This is a genomic window from Streptomyces sp. NPDC034037 (genome assembly GCF_055575715.1).
Genome location: NZ_JBVISC010000001.1, coordinates 888,653 through 913,720 on the forward strand (window position 1 = coordinate 888,653; position 25,068 = coordinate 913,720).

Sequence of the window (25,068 nt, forward strand, 5' to 3'; positions counted from 1 at the left end):
CCGTCCGATTCGGGACCTTGGTCCCTCCACTTCGGCGGGCCGCCCGGCAAACTTGGCGATCATGGACATAGGTATCGACCTCGGCACTGCGAACACCCTCCTCTACGTGCGCGGCAAGGGGATCGTGCTCAACGAGCCGTCCGTCGTCGCCGTGCGGTCGGACCGGGGAGGCAGGGGCGGCGTGCTGGCCGTGGGGACGGAGGCCAAGGAGACGATCGGGCGCACGCCCGGGTCCATCACCGCGATCCGTCCGCTGCGGGACGGCGTGATCAGCGACTACGAAGCCGCCGAGGAGATGATCCGGCACTTCGTGCGCAAGGCGGTGCCCGGCCGGCGGCCCCGTATCCGCATGGTGGTGTGTGTGCCGAGCGGGGTCACGCCCGTCGAGCGGCGGGCCATCGTGCACGCCTCGCAGCGGGCCGGCGCGCGCGCCGTCCACCTGGTGGAGGAGCCGATGGCCGCCGCGATCGGGGCGGGGCTGCCGGTCGCCGAGCCGCGCGGGTCGATGGTCGTCGACATCGGCGGCGGCACGACCGAGGTCGCCGTCATCTCGCTGGGCGGGATCGTCACCGCGCAGTCGCTGCGCGTCGGGGGCGACCGGCTGGACACGGCGATCACCGACTTCGTCCGCAAGGAGCACTCCCTGCTCATCGGTGAGCGCACCGCCGAGGACATCAAGGTCGCGATCGGCTCGGCGTGGCCCGTGCCGGGCGAGGACGCCCTGGAGATGCGGACGTTCACCGTGCGGGGCCGGGAGAAGGTCGCGGGTCTGCCCAAGACGGTGGACCTGACGGCGCGCGAGGTGCGGGCCGCGCTGGACGAGCCCGTGGAGCACATCATCGCGGCGGTGAAGACCACGCTGGAGGAGTGCCCGCCGGAACTGTCCGGCGACATCATGGAGCACGGCATCGTGCTGACCGGCGGCGGGGCGCTCCTGCCGGGCCTCGACCTGCGGATCGCCTCCAACACGGGCATCCCCGTCTTCGTGGCCGAGACCCCGCTGGACAGCGTGGCGCTGGGCTGCGGCAAGTGCGTGGAGGACTTCGACGGCCTGGAACGGGTGATGTCAGCGGCGTGAGGCCCTCCGGGACGGGTGAGCGCCGGGTGCCGGGCGAGGCCCTTCGGGACGGATCGGTGCCGGGTAACGGGTGGGTGGGTGGGAGAGGTCCCTGCGGTCAGGACAGGTCCCCCGCGGGCAGGCAGGCGACGACCTCGTACGCCCCGTCCACCGGCCCCGCCGAGAACTCTCCGCCCACCGCCCGGACCCGCTCCGCCATCCCCGTCGTACCGCTCCCCGAGGAAACCGGCGCCGACGCGGGCGCCGCCACCGGCAGCGCGTTGCGGACGGCGATCCCAAGGCGCCCGTCCGCCACCTCCACCCGGACGGTGACCCGCTCCCCCGGCGCGTGCTTCGCCGCGTTCGTCAGGCACTCCTGCACCACCCGGTGGACCGCGGCCTGCCGCAGCGGCGAGAGCCGGTGGGCCGCGGGAGCCACCAGCAGCTCCACGGGGCTGCCCGCGCGCCCGCTGCGCTCCGCCAGCTCGGGCAGCGCGTCGAGGCCGGGCGTGGGCGCCCCGTCCACACCACGCTGGACGATGATCTCGTTGAGCATGCGGTGCGCGCTGCGCGCCGTCTCGGACAGTTCCTCGAAGCCGTCCGCGAAGGGCCCGCCCTCGGCCCGGCGGGCGAGCACCTGGGAGCGCACGCTCAGCAGCGTCAGCTCGCGCCCGACGAAGTCGTGCACGTCGCGCGCGATGCGGGCCCGCTCCTGCTGGACGGCGTGGAGCATGTCCGTCTCCGCGCGCTGCGTCTCCAGCGCGCGGACGAGGTCCTGCCGGTTCGCGGCGACGCCGACCCCCGCCGCGAGCACGCCGATCGGCACGACGAGGCTCAGGAACTCGCTGAGCGTCTCGCCCCGGTGCGGCGGCCAGCCGGGGAGCAGGAACATGGCGTAGGCGAACGCGACGTAGCCGAGGACGCCGAGCGTGCCGGCCCGGCGCCCGCGGTAGCGCGCGAGCGAGTACAGCGCGAACTGCACCAGCGTCAGCTCGTGCAGCCAGCCGAGCAGCAGCAGCGCGACGGCGTACGGCAGCCAGGGCGCCGCCCGCCGCAGCAGCAGGGAGGCGGCGCCCGCCGTCAGGACGAGCGCCGCCGTGGGGCCGGTGAGGGAGTTGTCCGCCGCCGCGAGGCCCGGCACGTCCAGGCTCATCAGCGCCAGCGCGCTCAGCGCGGTCACCAGGTCGAGGGCGCCGGCCGTGCGCGCCCAGCGGCCGGCGAGGCGACGGCCGGCGGCCGTCGCCCGGCGGATCGCCTGGGCGGCGGGGCGGTTGTGCATGCTCTCCATCATCCAGGGCCCTTCAGCCCGATTCATCAGACTTATGGCACTGATTTGGTGATTTGCGGCACGGGCTTGTCCGGGCGCCCGGCGCGGCTGACCGGCCCTCGTCCGCGCCGGGGGTCAGATCTGACCATGTGGTATGCCCAGAATTCCGCCCGGCGGACCCATCAGCTCGCCGGTGACGCCGGGGTCCTGCTGTGGGCCGCGCTGTGGGCCGCCGTCGCCGTGACCGCGTACCGGCTGGCCTGTCTGCTCGCCCTGCCCCGCGCCCTCCAGGAGCGCAGGGCGCCGCTGCCGCTGGTCGGCGGGCGCTTCGACACGGCGCTGCGGCGCGTGGCGGACGCCGTCGACGCGATGGATCCGGTGACCGTGCGCACGGCGGTGGCCGTCGGCGCCGTCGCCCTGTTCGTCGTCCCCGTGGGCCTGGTCCTCGTGGTGTGGCTGCCGCGCCGGCTGCGCTGGATCCGGCAAGCGGGCGCGGCCCGGGACCTGGCCGCCTCCGACGACGGCCGCGACCTGCTGGCGCTGCGTTCGCTGCTCCGACCGCTGGACGAGGTGGCCGCCACCGCCTCGGAGATCCCCGACGCCACGCCGGGCAGCCTCGCCTGGGGCTGGCGGCACGGCGATCCGGAGATCCTGGAGGCGCTGGCGGGCGCGGAGCTGGAGCGGCTGGGCCTGGAGATCGCGCCGCGCGAGGACGGCCCTGTCGTGCCGCGCGGGGGCCGCCTCGCCGGGTTCTTCGAGCCGGTGGACCTCATCGGTCCGGCGGGTCCCGCCGACGAGCGGGCGCCCGAACGCCGTCCCATCGGCTGACGGCGTACGACGAAGGCTCCCGGGACCGATCGTCATCGGTTCCGGGAGCCTTCGGTGTCGCATGCCTACGCGGCCGGCAGCGCCGCCAACTGGGCGGTCAGGCGGGCGATGTCGCCCTCCGCCTTCGTCAGGCGGCCACGGATCTTGTCCACGACCTGGTCCGGCGCCTTGGCGAGGAACGCCTCGTTGCCCAGCTTGGCCTCGGCCTGCGCCTTCTCCTTCTCGGCGGCGGCGAGGTCCTTGGCGAGGCGCTTGCGCTCGGCGGCCACGTCGATCGTGCCGGACAGGTCGAGCGCGACCGTGGCGCCCGAGACCGGCAGCGTCGCCGTCGCCGTGAACGCGTCGCCCTCCGGCAGCAGGCGCAGGAGCTGGCGGATGGCGGCCTCGTGCGGGGCGAGTGCCGTGCCGTCCAGGGCGAGGCGGGCCGGGACCTTCTGGCCGGGCTGGAGGCCCTGGTCGGCGCGGAAGCGGCGCACCTCGGTGATGACCTGCTGGAGGGTCTCGATCTCCCGCTCCGCGGCCGGGTCGCGGAAGCCGCTGTCGGCGGGCCAGTCGGCGATGACGAGGGACTCCCCGCCGGTCAGCGCCGTCCAGAGCGTCTCCGTGACGAACGGGACGATCGGGTGGAGCAGGCGCAGCGTGACGTCCAGGACCTCACCGAGGACGCGGGCCGAGACCTTGGCGCCCTCGCCGCCCGCCATGAACGTCGTCTTGGACAGCTCGACGTACCAGTCGAAGACCTCGTCCCACGCGAAGTGGAAGAGGGCGTCGGAGAGCTTGGCGAACTGGAAGTCGTCGTAGAGCGCGTCGACTTCGGCGACCGTCGCGTTCAGGCGGGAGAGCACCCAGCGGTCGGTGGCGGACAGCTGCTCGGCCGGGGGCAGGTCGCCCTCGATCGTGGCGCCGTTCATCATCGCGAAGCGGGTGGCGTTCCAGATCTTGTTGGCGAAGTTGCGCGAGCCCTGGACCCAGTCCTCGCCGATCGGCACGTCCGTGCCGGGGTTGGCGCCGCGGGCCAGGGTGAAGCGCAGGGCGTCCGAGCCGTACTTGTCCATCCAGTCCAGCGGGTTGACCGCGTTGCCGAAGGACTTCGACATCTTCTTGCCGAACTGGTCGCGGACCATGCCGTGCAGCACGATCGTGTGGAACGGCGGGGTGCCGTCCATCGCGTACAGGCCGAACATCATCATCCGGGCGACCCAGAAGAAGAGGATGTCGTAGCCGGTGACCAGCACGGAGTTCGGGTAGAACTTCGCGAGCGACTCGGTCTGTTCGGGCCAGCCGAGGGTGGAGAAGGGCCACAGGCCGGAGGAGAACCACGTGTCGAGCACGTCGTTGTCCTGGCGCCAGCCCTCGCCGGTGGGGGCCTCGTCGTCGGGGCCGACACAGACGATCTCGCCGTTCGGGCCGTACCAGACCGGGATGCGGTGGCCCCACCAGAGCTGGCGCGAGATGCACCAGTCGTGGAGGTTGTCGACCCAGTCGAAGTAGCGCTTCTCCATCTCCTGGGGGTGGATCTTGACCTTGCCGTCGCGGACCGCGTCGCCGGCGGCCTTCGCGAGCGGGCCGACCTTGACCCACCACTGCATCGACAGGCGCGGCTCGACGGTGGTCTTGCAGCGCGAGCAGTGGCCCACGGAGTGGGTGTACGGGCGCTTCTCGGCGACGACGCGGCCCTCGGCGCGCAGCGCCGCGACGATGGCGGAGCGGGCCTCCAGGCGGTCCAGGCCCTGGAAGGGGCCGTGCGCGGTGATGACCGCGTGCTCGTCCATGACGGCGATGTTCGGCAGCGAGTGGCGCCGGCCGATCTCGAAGTCGTTCGGGTCGTGGGCCGGGGTCACCTTGACGGCGCCGGTGCCGAACTCGGGGTCGACGTGCTCGTCGGCGACGACCGGGATGGTGCGGTCGGTCAGCGGCAGCTTGATCTGCTTGCCGACGAGGTGCTGGTAGCGCTCGTCGTCGGGGTGGACCGCGACGGCGGTGTCACCGAGCATCGTCTCGGCGCGGGTGGTGGCGACGACGAGCGTCTCCTCTCCCTCGCCGTACTTGATCGACACCAGCTCGCCGTCGTCGTCCTGGTACTCGACCTCGATGTCGGAGATCGCCGTCAGGCAGCGGGGGCACCAGTTGATGATGCGCTCGGCGCGGTAGATCAGCTCGTCGTCGTAGAGCTTCTTGAAGATGGTCTGGACGGCCTGCGAGAGGCCCTCGTCCATGGTGAAGCGCTCGCGCTGCCAGTCGACGCCGTCGCCGAGGCGGCGCATCTGGCCGGAGATCTGGCCGCCGGACTCGCCCTTCCACTTCCAGACGCGCTCGATGAACGCCTCGCGCCCGAGGTCGTGGCGGGACTTGCCCTCCTTGGCCAGCTCGCGCTCGACCACGTTCTGCGTGGCGATGCCCGCGTGGTCCATGCCGGGCTGCCACAGCGTCTCGTGGCCCTGCATGCGCTTGCGGCGGGTCAGGGCGTCGATCAGCGTGTGCTCGAAGGCGTGGCCGAGATGGAGCGCGCCGGTCACGTTCGGCGGGGGGATGACGACGGCGTACGGCGGCTTCTCGCTCTTCTCGTCGGCGGAGAAGTAGCCCCGTTCCACCCAGCGCTCGTACAGCGGCCCCTCTACCTCGGCCGGCGCGTACTGGGTCGGCAGTTCGGGAGTGGTCGCTGGGGGCTGCTGCTGAGCGTTCTCGGTCACCCGGTCAGTTTAGGGGGGTCGCGGCGCGGTCCCGAAACCGGAATGTTCGACAACGCTTGCCGTCCGGGGCGCCACGGGGGCCCCGCGTCCTCCAGGATGTCCGGGACACATCAGAGTCCGGAGGGGGACCCCCACGATGAGCGACCACCAGCCCGGCCCGTACGAGGGTCAGCAGCCCGGCCCTTACGGGCAGCAGCCCCAGCAACCCGGCCCGTACGGGCAGCAGCCCCAGCAACCCGGCCCGTACGGGCAGCAGCCGCCGCAGCCGGGGTACGGCTTTCCGCCGCCCCCGCAGCAGGCGCCGCAGCAGGCGCCGCGACAGGGCGGCGGCAAGAAGACCGGCCTGATCATCGGCGCCGTCGCGGTGGTCGCCGCGCTCGGCGTCGGCGCGTACTTCCTCTTCGGGGCGGGCGGCGGCTCGGCCTCGGTCGAGGACGACGGGGCGCACCGGCTGGTGCCGCCGTCCTCGGTGGGCGAGTACAGGGGGAGCGCGGACAAAGTCGATGACGGTCCGCTCGGCCGCAACGACAAGAAGAACGCCGAGGGGATCGGGGTCAAGAACCCCCACAACGTCTCGTTCGCCTACACCTCGGGTTCGATCAGCAAAGGGACGCAGATGAGCTTCCAGGGGATGTACGGCGAGATAGCCGATCCGGCGGAGGCCCTCGACGCGGGCTTCGCCAAGGTCGCCGCGAACACCGAGAAGGAGTCGCACGCCGACAACGGGGGCGGCGAGCGGATCAAGCTGGCCGGCAGCCCCGAGAGCGTCGAGCCGGACGCGCTCGACAACGCCCTCATGAAGTGCCAGACGGCCGAGCTGACGGACGGCGGCAACACGGTCGAACTGCCGATCTGCATCTGGGCCGACCACAGCACGTACGGCGTCGTCGTCGGCGCCGACATGGCGGCGATGGCAAAGGGAAGCGGCGGCATGGCCACCACCGACGTCGCCCACTTCGCGGCCACCCTGCGCAAGGCGGCCCGCGTCGAGGAGTGAGCGCGGACGGCGGGTGAGCGCGGACGGGGGGTGCGTTCGGGGTGTGGAACAGCTCTTCAACAACTGCGCATCGATCCGCTCCGGTGGCGTCGTCCTCCCGTGTTCGTCCGACAGGATGTTCGGAACGCGTAAGCATCGGGAGGGAACCCAAGCAATGAGTCACAACCAGCCGGGACCGTACGGCGGCGGTCAGCCCCAGCAGCCCGGCCCCTACGGGCAGCAGCCGCAGGCCCCGCAGCCCGGCTACGGGTATCCCCCGCAGGCACCCCAGGGCGGCTACGGGTACCCCCCGCAGGCGCCGCAGCAGGCGCCCCAGCAGGGTGGGTACAGCTCGCCCGAGCAGCCGGGGTACTACGGGCAGCAGCCGCAGGCCCCCTACGGGCAGGTGCCGCCGCCTCCGCCGCCCGGGGGCGGGAAGAAGAAGACCGGCCTCGTCATAGCGGCGGTCGCCGTGGTCGCCGCCGCGGCGGTCGGCGGGTACTTCGTCCTCGCGGGCGGTGACGACGACAAGGGCGGCGGCAAGAACGGCGGCTCCTCGAACGTGGCGGGCGGCGGCAAGGACGACTCCGGCGTCAAGGACGACGGCCCGCACAAGCTGACGACGCCGGAGACGGTCCTCACCGACTACAAGAAGGACCCGGGCCGCTCCAGCGGACTCAACGGCGTCGACCTCGACAAGGCCGAGGCGGCCGGGGTGAAGAACCCCAAGGACGTGCAGGCGCAGTACCAGTCGGGCAGCAAGGACAACCCGATGGCGCAGAAGGTGCTGACCTTCGGCGGCGTCTACGGCGACATCAAGGACCCCGAGGGCGTCGTGGACCACATGTTCACCAACGCCGAGAAGGAGGCCGGGGAGGGCGGCACGAGCGGCGGCAAGGTCACGCTGGTCGGCAGCCCCAAGGAGTACAAGCCCGCCGAGCTGGACGGCGCGGTCCTCAAGTGCCAGGAGATGAAGGTCGACCTCGGTGCCGCCCTCGGCGGCGGCTCCACGAGCGGCTCCACGGCCGGCGCCTCCGGTCCCAGCGAGATGTCCGCCTCGACCTGCATCTGGGGCGACCACAGCACCATCGGTTACGTCGTCACCACGGACGTGGCGAGCGCGCTGTCCGGCGGGGCCGCGGATCTGGACGAGGCCGCGACGACGACCGCCAGGTTCCGCGGGGAAGTCCGCGTCAAGAGCTGACACCGGCGGGCCGCCCGCGCGCGGTCCGGCCGCCTCCGGTCCAGGGCATGGGCCCGGTCACCCGACCGGGCCCCCTTGCGTCAGGATGTCGGGAACACCTAAGCGTTTCGGAGGGGAACACCCCATGAGCTACCACCAGCCGGGCCCGTACGGCGAGCAGCAGCCACAGCAGCCGGGGCCGTACGGCGGCGGCCAGCCCCCGCAGGGGCCGTACGGTCAGCCGCAGCAGCCCGGCCCCTACGGGCAGCCGCCGCAGGCCCCGCAGCCCGGCTACGGCTACCCCCAGCAGGCTCCGCCGCAGCAGCCCGGTTACGGGTACCCCCACCAGGCTCCGCCGCAGGCGCCCCCGCAGGGGCCGTACGGCCAGCCGCAGCAGCCCGGCCCCTACGGGCAGGTCCCGCCGCAGGCCCCCTATGGACAGCAGGCCCCTTACGGGCAGGTGCCGCCCCCGCCGCCCGGTGGCGGCAAGAAGAAGACGGGGCTGATCATCGGCGCCGTCGCGGTGATCGCCGCCCTCGGTGTCGGCGCGTACTTCGTCCTCGGCGGCAGCGACGGCGGCGGTGACGGGGGCGGTTCCTCCTCCGTGGCGGACGACGGCGCGCACAAGCTGGTCACGCCCGAGACGCTGCTCAGCGAGTACAAGAAGGACGCGAGCCAGACCGGCGGCTTCAACTCCAGCGACATCGCGGCGGCCGAGAAGGCCGGCGTGAAGGACCCCAAGGACGTCGACGCCGGGTACAAGACCGAGTCCGCCGACAACCCCCTGGCGCAGAAGGCCATCCAGTTCATGGGGGTCTACGGCGAGGTCGGTGACCCGGGCAAGGTCGTCGACAGCATGTTCGCCAAGGTCAAGAAGGACTCGCAGGAGCCCGGCGCGCAGACGGGCAAGCTGGTCGGCAGCCCGAAGGACTTCAGCACGGACGACGTCGTCCTCAAGTGCCAGGAGTCCATGATCAAGAACGACAGCGCGGGCGGCAGCAGTTCCTCCGCTCCCAAGGAGATCCGCATGCCGGTCTGCATCTGGGGTGACCACAGCACCGTCGCCGTCGTCGTCCCCATCGAGGTCGCGGACGCCATGGCGGGCAAGGTGTCCCTGGACGACGCCTCGGCCACCGCGCTCAAGGTCCGCAAGGAAGTCCGCGTCAAGCTCTGACGCCCCAGCACCGTTCACGAGGGGAACCCCGAACGCAGTGAGCCACAACCAGCCCGGCCCGTACGGCGCTCAGCCGCCCCAGCAGCAGCCCGGCCCGTACGGGCAGCAGCCGCAGGCCCCCTACGGGCAGCCCCCGCGCCTCCGCGGGGCGGTGGGGGCAGGAAGAAGACCGGGCTCGTCATCGGCGCCGTGGTGGTCGTGGCCGCCGCCGCCGTCGGCGGGTACTTCCTCTTCGCCGGGGACGACTCCTCCTCCGTCGCCGACGACGGCAAGACGTACAAGCTGACCGCTCCCGCGACCGTTCTCGGCGGCTACAAGAAGCTGGACGCCTCGGCCGGCGGGGGCGGCATGTCGTCCGGCGACCTGAAGGACCTGGAGAAGCGGGGTGTCAGCGACCCCAAGGACGTCCACGCCGCGTACCAGCACGGTGAGGGCACGACGATGAAGACCTTCAACTACCTGGGCGTGTACGGCGAGGTGGACGACCCGGAGAAGGTCGTCGACGCCATGTTCGCCGAGATGGAGAAGAACTCCCTGAACGGCTCCGACGGGGGCATGAAGCTCATCGGCAGCCCGAAGGAGTTCACGCCGGACGGCTTCGCCGACGGCGTCATGAAGTGTCAGATGGGCGAGTTCTCGATGGGCGGCGAGGGCGGCACGGAGGACTCCGGTGTCCCCGACAGCTTCCAGACGCCGATGTGCGCCTGGGGTGACCACAGCACGGTGGCCTACGCCGTGTTCTCCGACGCCGGCGCGACCGGCAGCGGCAAGGACATCGCGCTGAGCGACGTCGCCGCGCAGGTCGCCGAGCTCCGCGACGACGTACGCGTCGAGGTCAAGTAGCACCCGGACCACCCCGGACCACGACAAAGGGGGCGCCCGGCGAGCGAATCGCCGGGCGCCCCCTTTCGCGTACGTACGGCCGGGGCCTACGCGGACTTCTGCTCCCCGGTCCCCGGGCCCCGCACCTCGCGCGGCACCAGCGTCGGGTTCACGTTCGAGCGGACGACGTCCGCGGTGATGACCACGCGGGCGACGTCCTTGCGGGACGGCACCTCGTACATCACCGACTGGAGGACCTCTTCCATGATGGCGCGCAGGCCGCGCGCGCCGGTCTGGCGGAGGATCGCCTGGTCCGCGATGGCCTCCAGGGCCTCGCGCTCGAAGTCCAGCTCCACGCCGTCGAGTTCGAACAGGCGCTGGTACTGCTTCACCAGCGCGTTGCGCGGCTCGATGAGGATCTGGAGCAGCGCCTCGCGGTCGAGGTTGTGGACCGAGGTGATCACGGGGAGGCGGCCGATGAACTCGGGGATCATCCCGAACTTCACCAGGTCCTCCGGCATGATGTCCTCGAACTGGTCCTTCTCCTCCAGCTCGCGCTTGGAGCGGATGGTGGCGCCGAAGCCGATGCCCTTCGCCCCCGCCCGCGACTCGATGATCTTCTCGAGGCCGGAGAAGGCGCCGCCCACGATGAAGAGCACGTTCGTCGTGTCGATCTGGATGAATTCCTGGTGCGGGTGCTTGCGGCCGCCCTGCGGCGGGACCGAGGCGGTGGTGCCCTCCAGGATCTTCAGCAGGGCCTGCTGGACGCCCTCGCCGGACACATCGCGGGTGATCGACGGGTTCTCGCTCTTGCGGGCGACCTTGTCGATCTCGTCGATGTAGATGATGCCCGTCTCGGCCTTCTTGACGTCGTAGTCGGCGGCCTGGATGAGCTTCAGGAGGATGTTCTCGACGTCCTCGCCGACATAGCCCGCCTCCGTCAGCGCCGTCGCGTCGGCGATGGCGAACGGGACGTTGAGCATGCGGGCGAGCGTCTGCGCCAGGAGCGTCTTTCCGGAGCCGGTCGGGCCGAGCAGCAGGATGTTGGACTTGGCGAGTTCGATCGCGTCGTCACGGCCCTGCGCGCCGCCGTTCTCCCCGGCCTGGACCCGCTTGTAGTGGTTGTACACCGCTACCGAGAGGGCCTTCTTCGCGGGCTCCTGGCCCACGACGTAGCCCTCAAGGAATTCGTAGATCTCACGAGGCTTGGGCAGTTCCTCCCAGCGGACCTCGCTCGTCTCCGCGAGCTCTTCCTCGATGATCTCGTTACAGAGGTCGATGCACTCGTCGCAGATGTACACACCGGGGCCTGCGATGAGCTTTTTGACCTGCTTCTGACTCTTTCCGCAGAACGAGCACTTGAGCAGATCGCCGCCGTCACCGATGCGTGCCACGAGGTGCTTCCCCTTCGCCTGGGAGACGCCACGTTCAGCGGCTCCTGGTGCCTCATATCCGACGGTACCTTGCCGGGCCCCCCGTTCGGGCCCCCCTTGGCACGGTTCGCTTCGACGACGTCGTGCGCGAACCATGCCAAGGAGCGGCAGATGTTACAGCGCCTCGTCAGACAACCGCGGCGTTGTTCATCTTCCGGGTCGAGATGATCTGGTCGATCAGGCCGTACGCGAGGGCGTCCTCGGCCGTGAGGATCTTGTCGCGCTCGATGTCGTCGCGGATCTTCTCGATCGGCGTCGTGGAGTGCTTGGCCAGCATCTCCTCCAGCTGCGCGCGCATCCGGAGGATCTCGTTGGCGGCGATCTCCAGGTCGGAGACCTGACCGCGGCCCGTCTCGCTGTAGGGCTGGTGGATCAGGACGCGGGCGTTCGGCAGCGCCATGCGCTTGCCCGGCGTGCCGGCCGCGAGGAGGACCGCGGCGGCCGAGGCGGCCTGGCCCATGCACACCGTCTGCACGTCCGGCTTGACGAACTGGAGCGTGTCGTAGATGGCCGTGAGCGCCGTGAAGGAGCCGCCGGGGCTGTTGATGTAGATGGAGATGTCGCGGTCCGGGTCCATCGACTCCAGGCACAGGAGCTGCGCCATGACGTCGTTGGCCGAGGCGTCGTCGATCTGGACGCCGAGGAAGATCACGCGCTCCTCGAAGAGCTTCGCGTATGGGTCGTACTCGCGCACGCCCTGCGAGGTGCGCTCGACGAAGCGCGGGATGACGTAGCGGGACTCGGCGCGGGCGCCGGTGAACTCCGCCTGCGGGGACTGGTACTCGGCGCGGGTGCGCTCGTAGAGGCCGCTGCCGGGGTAGTTGTTCATCTGTGTGTGTCTCCTAAAGGAGCGTGGGCTGGGTTTCGGCTGTCGGGGCGCTGAGGGGTGCCTCAGGCTCCCGTGCCGCCCCCGCCCGGCATGCCGGCGGCGGTGGGCATGATGTCGTCGATGAGGCCGTACTCCTTGGCCTCCTGCGGGTCGAACCAGCGGTCGCGGTCCGAGTCGCGGGTGATCTGCTCGACGGTCTGGCCCGTGTGGTGGGCGGTCAGCTCCGCCATCCGCTTCTTGGTGTGCAGCAGCCGCTCGGCGTGGATCTTGATGTCCGAGGCGGAGCCGGCCAGGCCCGCGGAGGGCTGGTGGATCAGGATCTCGGCGTTCGGCAGCGCGAAGCGCTTGCCGGGCGTGCCGGCGCTGAGCAGGAACTGGCCCATGGAGGCGGCCATGCCCATCGCGATCGTCACCACGTCGTTCTTGATGTACTGCATGGTGTCGTAGACGGCCATGCCCGCGGTGATCGAGCCTCCGGGGCTGTTGATGTAGAGGAAAATGTCCTTGTCGGGCTCTGCGGCCAGCAGCAGCAGCTGCGCGGTGATCCTGTTGGCGATGTCGTCGTCCACGGCCTGGCCGAGGAAGATGATCCGCTCGCCGAGCAGCCGGTTGTAGACCTGGTCGCCGAGGCCACCACCGATGGAGGGGTCGCCGGCGGCGGAGGGCATCAGATTCATCACGTATCCACCTGCTCGTCTTGCGACGGCGCCGGGCCGTCTCACTCTTCACTGGGGCTGGGACCCCTCGTGCTCGCCGCTCCGGGCGGCTCCGGGGACTCCCCTGCCCTCGTATTCATGGACCCTAACGCGCGGGGTCCTCCGGGGAATCCCGCAGAGCCAACTGTTCGCTGTGAGCGCAGGTAGCGCCGAGATGCTCGCGCGGTTCCCCGCGCCCCTGACGGGGCACGACTGCGGGCCCCCGGGATCGTGTCCCGGGGGCCCGCAGTACGTACGTCAGAGCTGGAGGGCTCAGGCCTCGGTCTTCTCCTCGGAGGAGGCGTCGGCGTCGGCGGAGGTCTCGGCGGCGGGCGCCTCGTCCTCGTCCTCGTCGCTGAGGTCGATGACCTCACCCTTCGTGTCCTTGACCGTGGCGGCCTCGACGACGACCGCGAGGGCCTTGCCGCGGGCGACCTCGCCGACCAGCATCGGGACCTGGCCGCCTTCGACGACGGCCTGGGCGAACTGGTCGGGGGACATGCCGGAGGACTGCGCGCGCCGCATGAGGTGCTCGGTGAGCTCCTCCTGGTTGACGTTCAGCTTCTCCTTGTTGACCAGCTCGTCGAGGACGAACTGCGTCTTGATGCCCTTCTCGGCCTGCTCCTCGGTCTCGGCGTCGAACTCTTCCTCGGTCTTGCCCTGGATCTCCAGGTACTTCGCGAGGTCGAGGCCCATCTGGCCGAGCTGGTGGTTCACCAGGTTGTGCTTGCGGGTCTGGATCTCGTCCGCGAGGAGCTTCTCGGGGACGGGGACCTCGACCAGCTCGAGGAGCTTCTCCAGGACGCGCTCCTGGGCCTGCGTGGCCTGGTCGTACTGCTTCATGTTCTCGAGGCGCTTGCGGCTGTCGGCCTTCAGCTCGTCGAGGGTGTCGAACTCCGAGGCGAGCTGCGCGAAGTCGTCGTCCAGCTCCGGCAGTTCGCGCTTGGCGACCTGGGTGACCTTGACGGTGACCTCGGACTCCTTGCCGGCGGCCGAGCCGCCCTTCAGCTCGGAGGTGAAGGTGGCCTCGCCACCGGCCTCCAGGCCCTTGACGGCGTCGTCGATGCCTTCGAGCAGCTCGCCGGAGCCGATCGTGTAGGAGACGCCGGACGCGACGCCGTCCTCCAGGACCTCGCCGTCGACCTTGGCCTGCAGGTCGATCGTCACGACGTCGCCGTCCTCGGCGGCACGCTCGACCGGGGACGTGGAGGCGAAGCGCTCGCGCAGCTCCTCGACGGCCTTGTCGACGTCCTCGTCGCTGACCTCGACCGCGTCGACCTCGACCTCGATGCCGGAGTAGTCCGGGATCTCGATGGTCGGGCGGACGTCGACCTCAGCGGTGAAGTTGAGGGTCTCGTTGTCCTTCAGCTCGGTGATGTCCACCTCGGGCTGGCCCAGGACGTTGAGCTCGGCCTCGTTGACCGCCTCGGTGTAGAACTTCGGGAGCGCGTCGTTGACGGCCTCCTCCAGCACGGCGCCGCGGCCGAACCGCTGGTCGATGATGCGGGCCGGGATCTTGCCCTTGCGGAAGCCCTTCACCGTGACCTGCTGGTTGATCTTCTTGTACGCCGCGTCGAGGCTGTCCTTGAGCTCCTCGAAGGGCACCTCAACAGTGAGCCGAACCCGAGTCGGGTTCAGGGTCTCCACGGCGCTCTTCACGGTTCGGTCTCCTTGGTGGGCTGACTGCTGGTTTCTGCCCGGATCAGAGACACACGGGCACACAGCTTGCATAGTAACGGCAAGCGGGAGCCGACCCACAACGCGATCTTGTGGGGAGAGACCTGCTGGTCGGGGTGGCGGGATTTGAACCCACGGCCTTCCGCTCCCAAAGCGGACGCGCTACCAAGCTGCGCCACACCCCGTCGGTGCGACACGTAGGGTACATGCCCGCAGGCCGTGCGGCCCCCGGTCGCGCGGGGGTCGTGGGCGGGGCCCGGAAGACGTGTGCGGCGCGGGGGGTGTGCGGCACGGGCCGGGGACCCGCTACGATGCCTGTCGTACCGCGGCCCGAGGGCCCTGGTGCGGCGTGCGGGCGTAGCTCAATGGTAGAGCCCTAGTCTTCCAAACTAGCTACGCGGGTTCGATTCCCGTCGCCCGCTCTGGTGAGACCTCCGGCCCGGCCCGCTGAATCCAGCGGCCGGGCCGGCGGCGTTTCCCGCCGCGCGGCCGATTCAGAAGCCGGCCGATTCAGAAGCTGATGGAGTTGATGGTCTCCGCCAGTTGCTGCATGAACCGCTCTATGGTGGGCGCCATGCCCGTCGAGGCGAGGAAGAAGCCGAAGAGCGCCGCGACGATCGCCGGGCCCGTCTTGATCGACCCCCCGCGGATCATCACTACGAGGATGATCGCCAACAGCAGTACCACTGACAGCGAAATGGCCACACTGATCACACCCTAGGTCGGTCGCTCTCCCGGCCCGGGGGGTACGACCCCGCACGCCCCCGCCACCGACCATGGTGCCACCAACAGGCGTACTCCATGCGGCCCATGACGCATCGTCGACCCCCACTTCGCGCCCCGGAGTGCGGCGGCGCCCCCGAGGGCGCGGGCCACGGCGCGGTGCCGCACGGGAATTCGCGGACCCGTGTCCATAGGGAATTCACCGTGATGCCCGCGAACACCACACACGATGTTCGCAGGAAATTCGAATTGTTGCGGGCGGCACAGCGCGGTTTCTCGGACCGCCGACCAAACGGACATTCCACCGGAGTCGACTGCGGGAGTTATGCACCATTTAAGGCGCATGAATGCGGACGTAGGGGACGTAATCGCGGCCGAATCCCTCTGCCTACCACCGTCATTCCCGGGTATGCGGACCCGATAAGCGGTAATCGCATCGGGGCCCGACCGAGGGATTGACAGGGATCGTGTTGACGAAAGTGACGAGGGTTTTACGAAGACCGCGCGGCGACGCTAGGGTGCGTCAGATGTTCCACGCTGCCACCACCCCCGTAGGCGCAGTGCGGTCCCGGATCGTCTCACCGAGCTCTTGGTGGGAGGGCCTGTGACCAACTCGGTGCAACCGCACGGACGTCACCGTGCGCCGCTCCCCCCGGCCCAGGTGCCGGCGGCCGGACCCCCGCCCCCGCGCTTCCCCCATCCGACCCATCGGGCCGCCACCGCTCCCCCCACCCCGGCCGGCCATCGCGCGGCCGCCCGCTCGGCGAAGCCCGCCAAGCAGCGCGACGCCTTCTTCGACAACGCCAAGTACCTGGCGATCGTCCTCGTGGCGATGGCCCATGCGTGGGAACCCCTGACGGATCACAGCCGCGCCGCCGAGGCGCTGTACATGACCGTCTACACCTTCCACATGCCGGCGTTCATCCTGATCTCCGGCTACTTCTCGCGCAGTTTCGACATGCGGCCCGACCGGCTCAAGCGCCTGGTGACCGGGGTCGCCGTGCCGTACGTCATCTTCGAGGTCGCCTACACCCTCTTCAAGCGCTGGGTGGACGACGATCCGGGCCAGCCCATCAGCCTGCTCGACCCGTGGTACCTCACCTGGTTCCTCGTGGCGCTCTTCGTGTGGCGGCTCACGGTGCCGCTGTGGAAGATCGTGCGCTGGCCCGTGCCGCTCGCGCTGGCCATCGCCATGCTCGCCGTCATCTCCCCCGACATCGGCGACGACCTCGACCTCCAGCGCGTCCTGCAGTTCATGCCGTTCTTCGTGCTCGGCCTCTTCCTGAAGCCCGAGCACTTCCAGCTGGTGCGCCGTCGTGAGATGCGGGTCCTGTCCGTGCCGGTCTTCGCCGCCGCCGTGCTGCTGGCCTACTGGGCGGCGCCCCGCATGACGTCCGTGTGGTTCTACCGCCGGGACAGCGCCCAGGAGCTGGGTGTGCCGTGGTGGGTCGGCATCGTGATGACGCTGGCGCTGTTCGGCTGCTCGGTGGTGCTGACCGCCTGCTTCTTCGCGTGGGTGCCGCGCCGCAAGATGTGGTTCACGGTCCTCGGCGCGGGCACGCTGTACGGCTATCTGCTGCACGGCTTCCTCGCCAAGGGCTCGCGCTTCTGGGGCTGGTTCGAGGATTACGCGTGGTTGCACAAGCCGCTCGGCGAGGTCTTCGTGACGGCGGTCGCCGCGACGGTGGTGACGCTGCTGTGCACGCCTCCCGTGCAGCGCGTGTTCCGTTTCGCCATGGAGCCCAAGATGGAGTGGGCCTTCAAGCGGGACGCGGCGGAACTGGCGCGGCAGCGCACCCGGTCCACCTAGGGGGACGACTTACGAGGGGCGCGCCCGGCGGCGGAACACGCTGCCGGGCGCGCCCTCGTCATATATGTACGGGCGGGGTCAGGCCGCCGATTTCAGGGCCGCACGGGCCGGGATCGTGGTGGCGGCCAGGCCGAGGAGCAGGACGGCGCCGACGAAGGAGCCGTAGACCAGCGGCGGGATGTAGGGGGCCTCGCCGGTCAGGCCGTTCATCATCGGGACGAGGGTGGCCAGGGCGATGGCCGAGCCGATGGCGATGCCCGCGACGGCGACGATCAGGGCCTCCCAGCGGATCATCCGCATCACCTGGCGGCGGGTGGAGCCGATGAGGCGCAGGGTGCCCAGTTCGCGGCGGCGGTCGAGGACCGTCATGACGAGGGTGTTGGCGGCGGCGACGGCCGCGAAGCCGCCGAGGACGGCCGCCATGGTGGTGTTGGCCCAGGCGTTCAGCTCGCGGTCCATGGACTGCGCCGTGGTGTAGCCGGCGCGGTCCTTGAGGGTGCCGAGGCCGGCGAGGTCCCGGGCCGCGCCGCCCTTGGCCCACAGTTCGGTGCTGAAGGCCGAGGTGACGTGCCCCCGCACGTCGGCGGCGGGCAGGGTGAGCTGGGAGAGGCCAAGTCCCCTGCCGTACGTCGCGACGATCTTCGGGGACGCCTTGGTGCCGTCGGGCAGGAGCAGGGCGAGGCGGTCGCCCGTGGTGACGTGGGCGGAGCGGGCGAGCGCGGTGTCCACGGCTATCTGGCCCCGGCCGAGGGTGAGACCGCCGGTCTCGATCTTCAGGTCCTGGACCTTCCGGAGGTCGGCGGCCGTGCCGGTGATGCCCTGTGTGGAGGCCGATTCCAGCCAGCGGTCGGCGCCCGAGCCGACGGGGACGAGTACGGACGTCTTGAGCAGGGTGACGGCGGAGGTGACCCCGTCGGTGTTCCTGGCCTTGGTGAGGGCGCCCGGGGCGAGCCCGCCGTCGGAGGTGACGATGTGGTCGGCGGTGATGGCGGCGCGCTGCTGGTCGGCGGCGACCCGGTCCTCGCTGGTGTGCATGAAGACCAGGACGGAGGAGAACGCCATGGCGAGCACGATGGGGGTGATCGCGGAGGCCAGCCGACGGGCGTTCGTCCGGGAGTTGGCGGCGGCGAGGAAGCCGGAGGCGTCGGCGCCGCGCAGCGGGAGGCCGAAGAGGGCGGCGCAGGCCCGGGCCACCAGGGGGCCGAGCAGGGCCACGGCCAGCATGAAGAGCATGACGACGCCGAGTGCCGCGTTGGCCGCGTCCTCGCCGGCGGCGCTCGCGGCGATGCCGGAGAGGACCACGCCGCCGACTGCGGCGGCGACACCGAGCGGCGTACGTATCCAGCCGACGCGCACGCGCTCCACCGAGGCCTCGCTGAGGGCCTGGCCGGGCTTGATGCGCGAGGGGCGGCGGGCGGCCAGGTAGCCGGCGCCGAGGGCGGTCAGTACGGCGGCGCCGACGGCGGCGGTGAGCGGCAGGTAGGAGACGGACAGGTCGACGGCGCGCGGGATGGCGCCCTTGTCCTTCAGCTGCCCGAACCACCAGGTGGCGAGGGCGATGCCGGGCAGCAGACCGGCGGCGCCGGCGAGCGGGGCGACGAGCAGGGTCTCGGTGGCGATGGTGCGGCGGATCTGGCGGGGGGTGGTGCCGATGGCGCGCAGCAGCGCGTATTCGCGGGCGCGCTGGCCGACGGAGAGGGCGACGGTCCCGGCGGCGGTGAACACGGCGGTCAGGGCGGCGATGCCGCCGAAGGAGCCGCCGAGGGCGACGAGCATCTCCTTGGCGTAGCCGAGGAGGGAGTCCTCGGTGGCCCCTCGGTCGTCGCCGGTGTGGACCTCGGCCTTGGAGCCGAGGGCGTGTGCCGCCCGGGACTTGAGGGTGGCGTCGGAGACGCCCGGCTCGGGCAGGACGGCGATGGCGTCGATGCGTCCGGGGTGGCCGGACAGGCGTATGGCGTCGGAGTCGGTGAACCAGGCGGTGGCAGTCTCCTGGCCGCTCTTGACGGTGCCCGAGACGCGGAAGGCGCGCGGGCCGTCCGAGGTGGTGAGCGTGATGTGGTCGCCGACGGCGGCGCCGGGGGCTGCGAGGGCCACCTCTCCGGTGCGGGGGGCGCGGCCCGCGCTCAGCTTCTCGCCGGTGAAGGCGGTGGAGCCCCAGCCGTGGGCGGTGACGTCCTTGTCGCCGGACCGGACGGGGAAGGTGACGTCGGCGACGGCGGCGCGGGCGCCGGGCACGGCCCCCGCCTTGGTGACGAGGGAGGCGTCGAGGCGGGCCCGGTCGGGCAGCGGGGTGGCGGTCTCGGAGCGGGAGTCGCCGCTGCCGGTGACGAAGTGGGCCTCCTGGTCGGCGGCGGCCACGACCGGCGCGTTCGCGTACCGCACCGGGGGTACGGAGGCGCGCAGGCCGGTCTCCAGGAGGATGCCGCAGGCGGCCACGATGAGCGAGGCCATCATCAGGGCGACGAAGGTGCCCGCGAAGGCGGCGGGTTTGAAGCGGACGGCGGCGCGGGCGAGGCCGTTGGGGACGAAGGCCATTACGCGGCCACCCCCGCGTAGGCGGGCGCGGTCAGGGTGGTCATGCGGGCGGCGATCTGCTGGGCCGACGCGCGCTCCAGGCGGTCGACGATGGCGCCGTCGGCGAGGAAGAGGACGCGGTCGGCGTAGGCCGCCGCGGCGGGGTCGTGGGTGACCATGACGACGGTGGCGCCCATGGCGTCGACCGCCGAGCGCAGCAGGCCGAGGATCTCGGTGGCGGTGGTGGTGTCGAGGGCGCCGGTCGGCTCGTCGGCGAAGATCACGTCCGGTTCGGTGATCAGGGCGCGGGCGATGGCGACGCGCTGCTGCTGGCCTCCGGAGAGCTGCCCGGGGCGGCGGCGCCCCTTGTCGCCGAGGCCGACGCGGGCCAGCATCGCGGCGGCTGCGCGCCGGTCGGGGCGGTGGCCCGCGAGGCGCATGGGCAGGACCACGTTCTGCTCGACGGTCAGGGACGGCAGCAGGTTGAACGCCTGGAAGACGAAGCCGAGTCGGGTGCGGCGCAGGGCGGTCAGTTTGTTCTCACTCATGCCGGTGATCTCGGTGCCGCCGAGGTGCACGGTGCCCGAGCTGGGCCGGTCAAGGCCCGCCGCGCACTGGAGGAACGTCGACTTGCCGGACCCGGAGGGCCCCATGACGGCGGTGAAGCTGCCGCGCGGCAGGGCGAGGTCGATGCCGGCGAGCGCGTGCACGGCGCCCGCGCCGCGCCCGTACTGACGGCGGACCCCGCGCAGTTCGACGGCCCAGTCGCCGGGCCGGGCGCCCGGCACCGGAGGCGTCACGACGGCTCCCGCGCGCTCTTCGGTCCGATGCTTCCGTCGCAGCCCCATGGCTGTGCCGCCTTCCGTTCGTCCGCCGCCGAGCCGTCTCGGAGACATCCCTGATCGATGTCTCGAACCTACGGATCAAGCAGTGGCCGCCACCATGAGGACGGCTGGCGAACCGGAGGTGGGGTTAACCCCCGTGACCTCCTTCAGCTTCCGCCGCCCAGCGCCTTCTCGAAGCTTCCGCCGCCCAGCGCCTCCTCGCGGTTTCTGCCGCCCAGTGCCGCCCGTAGCCGTTCCACATGGCCCCGGACCCGTTCGGCGGGGAGCGCCGCGCCCGTGCGGCAGCCGCCGCACAGGCCGCCCGGCAGCGCGGCGGCGGATTCCCCCGGTTCGCCGCACGCGGTGCACTCCACGATGTACCGGGATGCCGGTGTCGGCGGGGGCGGCGGGAGTTTGGCCAGCAGGCGGGCGCGTACGAAGCCGTAGGGGTGGGCCACCTCGGACGGCAGACCGGCGGCGAGCGCCCGCAGGAGCTGCGCCTCGGTGGCCTCCCGCGCGAACCACTCGGCGGCCAGCGGCGCGAGGGCCTCGCAGTCGGTGGCGGACAGCATCAGGCGCGGGTCGGTCCGGCCGAGCCGCGCCAGCAGGTCGTACGCCTGTCCGGTCGGCGCCTCTTCCACGGGTGCCGGGTCCGCGTCCCGCGCCGGGTCCCCGGCGAAGAAGGCCGCCCACCAGGCGTCGTCCCGTGGCGTGCGGGAGAAGAAGGTGTGCCAGACCCAGCGCGGGCCGCCGTCCGCGCCGGTGACGGGCCGTCGTACGCGCCGCAGGTGCCCCTCCCCGGACAGGACCCGCAGGACGGTCGAGAGCGCGCACTGGCCGTACGGCAGGTGCTTGGCGAGGGTCTTGATGGACATGTCGGCGCCCTCGGGGAGCCGGTCCAGGTACCCGGCGACGGCGGCCTCACGCTTGGGCAGATGTGCGAAGTCCCGCCGGGAGCGGGGCGCTTGCCCCGGGGCGGACTTCTTCCCGTAGCCGGGGTTGGCCAAGGGATGCGCGCTCGGGCGCAGGGCAGGACTAAGCTGGTCCATAGCCATCCGATCGGTCTTGCGATCTTGTGGTCAGACCCTCGCGTGGTGCTGAGAACACCGCACGGGGGTCGCTTTATGCGACTTGTGCGGCGCACGCTACACGGCGGCAGCCCTGCGTGGCGACTCGGTCACGAAAAGTCATCTGCGGCCCGTGGTGTGCCCCAGGGAGGGTGGGCGGGTGAGACCGCCCTTCCATTCCTTGCAAAAGAGGCTCGAATCCCGTGCCCCGAAGCTCAAGCGTCAACGGGCCGGACCTTGCCAGCAGTTGAAGCATTCGCCTGACCCGATAGCTACGGTGTGCTTACGCTTGAACACGATCCGAAATCGACCCTCCGTGACGCTGGAGGCAGGCGTGACACAACCCCGCGCGCTCGACGCGAGCGCCTCACCACTCGACTATTACGGCGCCGAATTGCGCCGCCTGAGGAAAACGGCCGGACTGAGCCAGGCGCAGTTGGGCGACTGCATCTTCTGCACGGGGTCCCTGGTGGGCCAGATCGAGACGACGAAGAGGGTGCCCACGCGGGAGTTCTCCGAACGGGTGGACGCGGCGCTGGGGACGGACGGCCAGCTGTCGCGTCTGGTGGGCCTCGTGCTACGCAGCCAGCTGCCGAGCTGGTTCCAGGCGTTCGCTGAAATGGAGGCGCGGGCCGCGTACATCTCTACGTATCAAGCGCAGTTGGTGTACGGGCTTCTCCAGACGGAGGCCTACGCGCGGTCCGTGCTGGGTGTCACGACAGACGACAACCTCGCTGCGCGGGTTGAGGCCCGCATGGACCGACAGCGCGTCTTGGCGAAGGAGAACCCGCCACTGCTGTGGGTGGTGCTGAGCGAGGCAGTACTGCATCAGGAGATCGGAGGCCACGAGGTCATGCGAGAGCAGCTCGCCCACCTCCTGCGGTTCCGCGACAAACAGTGGGTGAACCTCCAGGTCCTGCCCTTCACGGCAGGTCAACACGCGGGCTTGCCGGGCACGTTCACCACGCTCCGCTTTGATGTCGACCCTGACCTCATCTACACCGAGGACTTCGTTCAGGGGCACATGACGGCCCATCCCGAGAAGGTCAAGGAAAGCTCTCTTCGCTACGCTCGCTTGCAGGCATCCGCCCTGTCCGTGGAGGACTCGGCGGAACTGATCGCGCGCGTAATGGAGGAACGGTATGGGGACCAACCAGCGGCTGACGGGCGCGACATGGCGTAAGTCGAGTTACAGCGGCGACAATGGTGGGGCATGCGTCGAGTGTGCGCCAATCGGCCTCGTGGCCTGGCGCAAGTCGTCGTACAGCAGTGACACAGGGGGCGAGTGCGTCGAGTGCGCCCCGCTCGGTGGTGCCGCCTGGCACAAGTCGTCGTACAGCGGGGACACCGGGGGTGACTGCGTCGAGGTCGCCGACCTCAGCGCGCACGTCGCCATACGCGACTCCAAGGACCCGGAGGGCCCCGCCTTCACCGTCGCGCCCGGCGCCTTCGCCGCGTTCGTCTCGGCGGCGGCCAAGGGCAGCGTGTGACTCAGGAGACGGTCGCGGCGGGCCGCTGGTATCCCGACGGGACAGCCGGTCTCGTCATCTTCCTCGTCGCCATGGCGACCCTGGTCGCCATGGTGTTCTACGGGCGGTGGAAGAGGAAGCGGGGAGAGGGCTAGCCGTCAGATGACGGCCGCCTCGGCGGGGCGAGCTTCTGCAGAGAGGCGCCCTTGACCTTGTCGCGGCTCATGGCATGAGGTGCGTCAGCGGCGGCTTTCGATCTTCATGTCGCCGGTGGTGACCGCTCCTCCAGTTGCGCGAGGGTGCGGGCGCCGATGATGGGGACCGTCACGCCCGGGGAGTGCAGGTTCCAGGCCAGTGCGACCTGGGCAGGTGTGTGGCCCAGCTCGGTGGCCAGCTCCTTCACCACCTCGGCGATGGTGAGGTTGCGGTCCGTGACCCAAACCCAGCGCGGCGTTCAGGCCCTTGCGGTCGCCGGCACTCTCGCCGGCGACCGGGCCCGCCGGGTTCTGGTCCTTCCTGCCGTACTTGCCGGTGAGCACCCCGCCCAGCCGTCTGCTCTCCGTGGCCGGCGCGCCCGAGCAGTGCCCGCAGCTGAACCGCATGCTGGACGTCGTCGTGGACGGACTCAGGCCCCGCTGAGCGAGGGCGGTCGTGGTAACCCGGCGGGCCGGGGGTCGGTCGACGCGGGTCCGCTCACGCCTCCCGGCAGATCAGCAGCAGCGCCCTGTCGTCGTTCACGTCCTTCGCGACCGCCTCGATGAGGTGCCAGGCCGCGCCGTGGAAGCCGCCGGCCACATAGCGGTCGGCCTCGCCCGTGAGGCGGTCGATGCCCTCGGCGATGTCCCGGTCGGAGGTCTCCACCAGGCCGTCGGTGAAGAGCATCAGGACGTCGCCGGGGCGCAGCATGCCCTTCACCGGGTCGAACTGCGCGCCGTCGTAGACGCCGAGGAGCGGGCCCTGGCCCGTCTTCTCCTCCCAGCGGCCGCTGCCCGCGCTGAGCTGGAGGCCCGGCGGATGGCCCGCCGAGAAGAGTTCGTAGTCGCCGGTCTCCAGGTCCAGGACCAGATGGATGGAGGTCGCGAAGCCCTCCTCCCAGTCCTGGCGGAGCAGATAGCCGTTGGCGGCGGGCAGGAAGGAGTGCGGGGGCAGCGAGCCGAGGAGGCCGCCGAACGCGCCGGACAGGAGCAGCGCCCGCGAACCGGCGTCCATGCCCTTGCCGGACACGTCGGTGAGGACGACCTCCAGGGTGCGGCCGCCGTTCGTCCGGGCCGCGACGACGAAGTCACCCGAGAACGACTGCCCGCCCGCCGGGCGCAGCGCCATCTCGCGGTGCCAGCCGCGCGGCAGCTTCGGCAGCTTGCTCTGCACCCGGATGCGCTCGCGCAGGTCGAACAGCATCGTGCCGCCGCCGCGCCAGGGCACGCCGACCCGGCTGCGGAACTGGGCCACGACCAGCCCGAAGAAACCGCAGGCGGCCACCACCAGAACCACGCCCGGCGTGACGCGCGAGGGGCCTTCGGCATACGGGCCGAGCCGGACGGTCTCCACGATCAGCGCCACGGCGGTGGCCGCGTACAGGCCGAGGAGGCTGGCGGGACGCAGCAGCAGTCCGCCCGCCACGATGGGCAGCACCAGGGCGGCGGGCGCGCACCAGACGTTGTTCACCATCGTGCCGAAGGCGATCAGCGGGACGGTGACGAGCAGCCCGGCCAGGGCGACCCAGTCCGAGCCGTCGCCCCGGAAGTAGTCGACCCCGGATTTGCGCAGCACTATGCGGACCCGGTGCAGCCGCTTGTTCATCCGGGCCGTGAATGTCTCGGCCTGCGCCCGCCGTTCGCCGCGCTCGCCTCGTGCTCCTCGTACCGCCATTGCTCGTGGACCCTATCCAGCGGGCCGCACCCTTCGCACGGGAGGTCCCGCTTGTCCCTCGTCAGAGGCACGGGCGGACGGGCCGTGACGGCTTGTTCCAGCCGTGGGAAATGCCCTCGCATCAGGTGGTATCGCCCTGGTAGGCATGCGGTATGACGACA

21 protein-coding genes, 2 tRNA genes and 1 pseudogene are annotated in these 25,068 nt (G+C 71.0%); 11 read left to right on the plus strand and 13 right to left on the minus strand.

What is annotated here, in order from left to right; all coding sequences use genetic code 11:
• Nucleotides 1-61 precede the first annotated feature (61 nt).
• Complete coding sequence (locus tag ACZ516_RS04020) at nt 62-1,078, plus strand: rod shape-determining protein (protein ID WP_361075658.1); 1,017 nt, start codon at nt 62-64, stop codon at nt 1,076-1,078.
• 97 nt (nt 1,079-1,175) lie between these two features.
• Here ACZ516_RS04020 and ACZ516_RS04025 read toward each other — a convergent pair whose 3' ends face one another.
• Nucleotides 1,176-2,336 (minus strand): sensor histidine kinase, encoded by a 1,161-nt coding sequence (locus ACZ516_RS04025; protein WP_469008336.1) that lies wholly within the window; start codon nt 2,334-2,336, stop codon nt 1,176-1,178.
• Between the two features lie 135 nt (nt 2,337-2,471).
• On the opposite strand from ACZ516_RS04025, the gene ACZ516_RS04030 reads away from it, so the two are divergent.
• Nucleotides 2,472-3,152 (plus strand): hypothetical protein, encoded by a 681-nt coding sequence (locus ACZ516_RS04030; protein WP_469008337.1) that lies wholly within the window; start codon nt 2,472-2,474, stop codon nt 3,150-3,152.
• A 65-nt stretch (nt 3,153-3,217) separates the two neighbouring features.
• Here the strand turns inward: ACZ516_RS04030 and ACZ516_RS04035 are convergent, their stop codons facing one another.
• A complete protein-coding gene (locus tag ACZ516_RS04035) occupies nt 3,218-5,842 on the minus strand; it encodes a valine--tRNA ligase (RefSeq protein ID WP_358582196.1) in 2,625 nt (874 codons plus the stop codon).
• 136 nt (nt 5,843-5,978) lie between these two features.
• Here ACZ516_RS04035 and ACZ516_RS04040 point away from each other — a divergent pair, with 136 nt between their 5' ends.
• The 4 genes from ACZ516_RS04040 to ACZ516_RS04055 all read left to right on the plus strand — a co-directional run bounded on the left by ACZ516_RS04040 (nt 5,979) and on the right by ACZ516_RS04055 (nt 10,018).
• Nucleotides 5,979-6,839, plus strand: a complete 861-nt coding sequence (locus tag ACZ516_RS04040) for a hypothetical protein (RefSeq protein ID WP_361075670.1) — start codon at nt 5,979-5,981, stop codon at nt 6,837-6,839.
• Between the two features lie 154 nt (nt 6,840-6,993).
• A complete protein-coding gene (locus tag ACZ516_RS04045) occupies nt 6,994-8,022 on the plus strand; it encodes a hypothetical protein (protein WP_469008338.1) in 1,029 nt (342 codons plus the stop codon).
• 124 nt (nt 8,023-8,146) lie between these two features.
• On the plus strand, nt 8,147-9,175 hold the full coding sequence (locus ACZ516_RS04050) for a hypothetical protein (protein WP_469008341.1): 1,029 nt from the start codon (nt 8,147-8,149) through the stop codon (nt 9,173-9,175).
• A 189-nt stretch (nt 9,176-9,364) separates the two neighbouring features.
• Nucleotides 9,365-10,018, plus strand: coding sequence for a hypothetical protein (locus ACZ516_RS04055; protein WP_469008342.1), 654 nt, complete (start codon nt 9,365-9,367; stop codon nt 10,016-10,018).
• An 86-nt stretch (nt 10,019-10,104) separates the two neighbouring features.
• On the opposite strand, the gene clpX is transcribed toward ACZ516_RS04055, so the two are convergent.
• From clpX to ACZ516_RS04080, 5 genes are all read right to left on the minus strand, one after another.
• A complete protein-coding gene (gene clpX, locus ACZ516_RS04060) occupies nt 10,105-11,391 on the minus strand; it encodes an ATP-dependent Clp protease ATP-binding subunit ClpX (RefSeq protein ID WP_358582183.1) in 1,287 nt (428 codons plus the stop codon).
• 166 nt (nt 11,392-11,557) lie between these two features.
• Nucleotides 11,558-12,259 (minus strand): ATP-dependent Clp protease proteolytic subunit, encoded by a 702-nt coding sequence (locus ACZ516_RS04065; protein WP_358582181.1) that lies wholly within the window; start codon nt 12,257-12,259, stop codon nt 11,558-11,560.
• Between the two features lie 62 nt (nt 12,260-12,321).
• Nucleotides 12,322-12,927, minus strand: coding sequence for an ATP-dependent Clp protease proteolytic subunit (locus ACZ516_RS04070; protein ID WP_358582228.1), 606 nt, complete (start codon nt 12,925-12,927; stop codon nt 12,322-12,324).
• Nucleotides 12,928-13,227: 300 nt separating this feature from the next.
• Nucleotides 13,228-14,613, minus strand: a complete 1,386-nt coding sequence (gene tig / locus ACZ516_RS04075) for a trigger factor (protein ID WP_469008343.1) — start codon at nt 14,611-14,613, stop codon at nt 13,228-13,230.
• 126 nt (nt 14,614-14,739) lie between these two features.
• A tRNA-Pro gene (locus ACZ516_RS04080) sits at nt 14,740-14,816 on the minus strand.
• 166 nt (nt 14,817-14,982) lie between these two features.
• Here ACZ516_RS04080 and ACZ516_RS04085 point away from each other — a divergent pair.
• A tRNA-Gly gene (locus ACZ516_RS04085) sits at nt 14,983-15,053 on the plus strand.
• Nucleotides 15,054-15,141: 88 nt separating this feature from the next.
• Here ACZ516_RS04085 and ACZ516_RS04090 read toward each other — a convergent pair.
• Nucleotides 15,142-15,336 (minus strand): hypothetical protein, encoded by a 195-nt coding sequence (locus ACZ516_RS04090; RefSeq protein WP_358582176.1) that lies wholly within the window; start codon nt 15,334-15,336, stop codon nt 15,142-15,144.
• Nucleotides 15,337-15,958: 622 nt separating this feature from the next.
• On the opposite strand from ACZ516_RS04090, the gene ACZ516_RS04095 reads away from it, so the two are divergent.
• Nucleotides 15,959-17,164: an acyltransferase family protein gene (locus tag ACZ516_RS04095; RefSeq protein ID WP_469008345.1), complete on the plus strand. Its 1,206-nt coding sequence runs from the start codon at nt 15,959-15,961 to the stop codon at nt 17,162-17,164.
• 78 nt (nt 17,165-17,242) lie between these two features.
• Here ACZ516_RS04095 and ACZ516_RS04100 read toward each other — a convergent pair whose 3' ends face one another.
• The 3 genes from ACZ516_RS04100 to ACZ516_RS04110 form a co-directional block, all read right to left on the minus strand.
• Complete coding sequence (locus tag ACZ516_RS04100; protein WP_469008346.1) at nt 17,243-19,699, minus strand: ABC transporter permease; 2,457 nt, start codon at nt 19,697-19,699, stop codon at nt 17,243-17,245.
• A complete protein-coding gene (locus tag ACZ516_RS04105; protein WP_361075691.1) occupies nt 19,699-20,526 on the minus strand; it encodes an ABC transporter ATP-binding protein in 828 nt (275 codons plus the stop codon). Before ACZ516_RS04105 ends, ACZ516_RS04100 begins: the two co-directional genes overlap by 1 nt.
• A gap of 143 nt (nt 20,527-20,669) precedes the next feature.
• Nucleotides 20,670-21,557, minus strand: a complete 888-nt coding sequence (locus ACZ516_RS04110; protein WP_469008348.1) for a hypothetical protein — start codon at nt 21,555-21,557, stop codon at nt 20,670-20,672.
• A 346-nt stretch (nt 21,558-21,903) separates the two neighbouring features.
• On the opposite strand from ACZ516_RS04110, the gene ACZ516_RS04115 reads away from it, so the two are divergent.
• The 3 genes from ACZ516_RS04115 to ACZ516_RS04125 are packed head-to-tail and all read left to right on the plus strand — an operon-like array spanning nt 21,904 to nt 23,193.
• Complete coding sequence (locus tag ACZ516_RS04115; RefSeq protein WP_358582226.1) at nt 21,904-22,752, plus strand: helix-turn-helix domain-containing protein; 849 nt, start codon at nt 21,904-21,906, stop codon at nt 22,750-22,752.
• Nucleotides 22,712-23,059 carry a DUF397 domain-containing protein gene (locus tag ACZ516_RS04120; protein ID WP_469008349.1) on the plus strand — a complete coding sequence of 116 codons (348 nt, stop codon included), beginning with the start codon at nt 22,712-22,714 and terminating at the stop codon, nt 23,057-23,059. The genes ACZ516_RS04115 and ACZ516_RS04120 overlap by 41 nt, the downstream gene beginning before the upstream one ends.
• Nucleotides 23,056-23,193 (plus strand): hypothetical protein, encoded by a 138-nt coding sequence (locus tag ACZ516_RS04125; RefSeq protein WP_469008350.1) that lies wholly within the window; start codon nt 23,056-23,058, stop codon nt 23,191-23,193. Before ACZ516_RS04120 ends, ACZ516_RS04125 begins: the two co-directional genes overlap by 4 nt.
• Before the next feature lie 125 nt (nt 23,194-23,318).
• On the opposite strand, the pseudogene ACZ516_RS04130 reads toward ACZ516_RS04125, so the two are convergent.
• Together ACZ516_RS04130 and ACZ516_RS04135 are read right to left on the minus strand one after the other, a co-directional pair.
• A pseudogene (locus ACZ516_RS04130) lies at nt 23,319-23,583 on the minus strand (aldo/keto reductase); the annotation flags it as partial.
• Between the two features lie 148 nt (nt 23,584-23,731).
• Nucleotides 23,732-24,907, minus strand: a complete 1,176-nt coding sequence (locus ACZ516_RS04135; protein ID WP_469008352.1) for a SpoIIE family protein phosphatase — start codon at nt 24,905-24,907, stop codon at nt 23,732-23,734.
• Nucleotides 24,908-25,068 lie beyond the last annotated feature (161 nt).